The organism is Gemmobacter caeni, from assembly GCF_003054195.1.
GTDB lineage: Bacteria > Pseudomonadota > Alphaproteobacteria > Rhodobacterales > Rhodobacteraceae > Gemmobacter > Gemmobacter caeni.
In genome coordinates, this window is sequence record NZ_QBKP01000076.1 from 1 (window position 1) to 1,144 (window position 1,144).

The window sequence follows — 1,144 nt, forward strand, 5'->3', positions numbered from 1 at the left end:
CGCGCAGATCTGGCTCAACCTCGCCACCCTCTGGCGCAGCACCGCCGCCGATCTGGAGGCCCTCCGCCTCACCGCCAGCGCCGCAATCGACGCCGTGACAACGGTCGAGGAAGTCGGCGCGGCGATGGCAGGCCTTCCAGCCTGAACCAGAAGCGCCATCCGCTGACCTATGCGGATGGCGCATAGCTCGCACATCGCCATTTCTCCTAACGCATTGAAATCATGTAACTATGAACTGGAAGGCCGCCAGTTCCGAGTTTCCGGTCCAAAAACAGGGGTTTCGGGGCTGAAAGACTGGGTGAAATCCTCGTAAGATATTGAAAAGACGTAACTATGAACTGAGTTGAAAAATCCGCGCACGAGTTCCGAGTTTCGCACTTTCCCCGGATTGGCTGAATCGCCCTGAAACAGCCGTTAAAGCCAAGTTTTATTGATGTTTTCGGGCGATTAGCAGCTCGGGTTCGGGCGCCAGCGAGGGCGCGGATCACGCTCTGGCCACCTGTTTGGCGCAATATTTTCGTCGCGACCGACATGACCGCCCCGAAGCCGCCCAGACACGCCAACAGAGCCTCTCAGCCTCGGCAAGCGCCTTATTTTATTGAGGAAAGACGGATGGCGACGGGTAACGACACCTAACGACGGATAGCGCCCCATGCTTCCCTAAAAACACCCTTATTTTTGTCGGGTTACACGAAGAGTTCCAACAGCAGACGAAGCAGACCCATTTCACGCGCGATACCAGCTGAGGCTTGGCGGAGTTTGCGCGCGGGTTGCGACTGTCGCAAGCCCCTTCCGGCAAAGCGGACGGCGAGGGCTGCCCAGCTGGCACCCCATAGGACGCGCCGCCCTCCCCTGCGCTTCCGGCGCGTTGTTTATGGCGGAGGCGTGTTTTCAGGGCGGGTTGAGTCGTTCGCGTTGGCGCGCTGCGGGGGCCTGAGGTTGCTCTGTGGCGTAGCACCGTTGTAGCACCGGGCGTCCAGAACGCGGAAAGCCGCCCGTTGGGGCGGCTGTTAACGTGTTGATCTAGCGTATTAATTTTGGTTGCGGGGGCAGGATTTGAACCTGCGGCCTTCAGGTTATGAGCCTGACGAGCTACCGGGCTGCTCCACCCCGCGTCCGGGTGTTTTTTGTATCGTTGATGGGG

Annotated in this window: 1 tRNA gene; it reads right to left on the reverse strand. The window is 59.4% G+C overall.

The annotated features are described in order from the left end of the window. Nucleotides 1-1,038 precede the first annotated feature (1,038 nt). A tRNA-Met gene (locus tag C8N34_RS25830) sits at nucleotides 1,039-1,115 on the reverse strand. Between the last annotated feature and the right edge of the window lie 29 nt (nucleotides 1,116-1,144).